The organism is Thermoactinomyces daqus (assembly GCF_000763315.1).
GTDB lineage: Bacteria > Bacillota > Bacilli > Thermoactinomycetales > Thermoactinomycetaceae > Thermoactinomyces_A > Thermoactinomyces_A daqus.
In genome coordinates, this window is sequence record NZ_JPST01000026.1 from 1 (window position 1) to 1,946 (window position 1,946).

A 1,946-nucleotide genomic window follows, 5' to 3' on the forward strand; every position below is an offset into this window, starting at 1 on the left:
GGAATAAGGCAAATGACGAAATGGTCATTCGTCAAGTTGCATCACCGGGAGAGAAACCGTAGCAGGTTAAGCTACTAAGGGCACACGGTGGATGCCTTGGCGCCAGGAGCCGATGAAGGACGGGGCGAACACCGATATGCCTCGGGGAGCCGTAAGCAGGCGTTGATCCGGGGATTTCCGAATGGGGCAACCCACCAGCTTGAAGAGCTGGTACCGCCATCTGAATCCATAGGATGGACGGGGGCAGACCAGGGGAACTGAAACATCTTAGTACCCTGAGGAACGGAGTGAGAAAGGCGAGGGATAGGTGAAGTGGTTCTGGAAAGACCCGCGATAAAAGGTAACAGCCCTGTAACCGAAATCCTTCGCCCTCCGAGACGGATCCTGAGTACCGCGGGACACGTGAAACCCCGTGGGAAGCTGGGAGGACCACCTCCCAAGGCTAAATACTCCCTGGCGACCGATAGTGAACCAGTACCGTGAGGGAAAGGTGAAAAGCACCCCGGGAGGGGAGTGAAAGAGAACCTGAAACCGTGTGCTTACAATCAGTCGGAGCTCCTTTGAGGAGTGACGGCGTGCCTTTTGTAGAATGAACCGGCGAGTGACGGTTGCGTGCGAGGTTAAGGTGAGAAGCCGGAGCCGCAGCGAAAGCGAGTCTGAACAGGGCGCATGAGTACGTAGTCGTCGACCCGAAACCGGGTGATCTACCCATGTCCAGGGTGAAGTTCCGGTAACACGGAATGGAGGCCCGAACCTTTTGGTGTTGAAAAACCATAGGATGAGGTGTGGGTAGGGGTGAAATGCCAATCGAACTCGGAGATAGCTGGTTCTCCCCGAAATAGCTTTAGGGCTAGCCTCGGAGCAGGAGTGATGGAGGTAGAGCACTGATTGGGCTAGGGGCCCTCACCGGGTTACCGAACTCAGTTAAACTCCGAATGCCATCCACTTTTCCTCCGGGAGTCAGACTGCGAGTGCTAAGATCCGTAGTCAAAAGGGAAACAGCCCAGACCACCAGCTAAGGTCCCCAAGTAACCGCTAAGTGGGAAAGGATGTGGAGTTGCCCAGACAACCAGGATGTTGGCTTAGAAGCAGCCATCATTCAAAGAGTGCGTAATAGCTCACTGGTCAAGTGACTCTGCGCCGAAAATGTAACGGGGCTAAGCGGTTCACCGAAGCTGTGGATGTTGCCGAAGGCAACATGGTAGGGGAGCGTTCCAAGCGGCGTCGAAGCCGCATCGTGAGATGCGGTGGAGTGCTTGGAAGTGAGAATGCCGGTATGAGTAGCGAAAAGAGGGGTGAGAATCCCCTCCGCCGTAAGCCTAAGGGTTCCTGAGGAAGGTTCGTCCGCTCAGGGTAAGTCGGGACCTAAGCCGAGGCCGAAAGGCGTAGGCGATGGACAACAGGTTGAAATTCCTGTACCACCTGATTCCGTTTGTACGATGGGGGGACGCAGGAGGGTAGAGAATCGCGCGACTGGATGTGCGCGTCCAAGCGGTGAGGCTGAAGGGACAGGCAAATCCGTCCTTTCTTTAAGGCCGGGCCGTGATGGCGAGGGAAATTTAAAGTACCGAAGTTCTTGATCTCACACTGCCAAGAAAAGCCTCTAGGAGGAAGCAGGTGCCCGTACCGCAAACCGACACAGGTAGGCGAGGAGAGAATCCTAAGGCGCTCGGGAAAACTCTCGTTAAGGAACTCGGCAAAATGACCCCGTAACTTCGGGAGAAGGGGTGCCCCGGTAGGGTGAATAGCCCGAGGGGGCCGCAGTGAAGAGGTCCAGGCGACTGTTTAGCAAAAACACAGGTCTCTGCGAAGCCGCAAGGCGAAGTATAGGGGCTGACGCCTGCCCGGTGCTGGAAGGTTAAGGGGAAGGGTTAGCGCAAGCGAAGCTCTGAACCGAAGCCCCAGTAAACGGCGGCCGTAACTATAACGGTCCTAAGGTAGCGAAA

At 55.9% G+C, this 1,946-nt stretch carries 1 rRNA gene; it reads left to right on the top strand.

The features are described from left to right. Window positions 1–64 precede the first annotated feature (64 nt). Window positions 65–1,946: ribosomal RNA gene (locus tag JG50_RS0112110) — 23S ribosomal RNA — on the top strand; the annotation flags it as partial.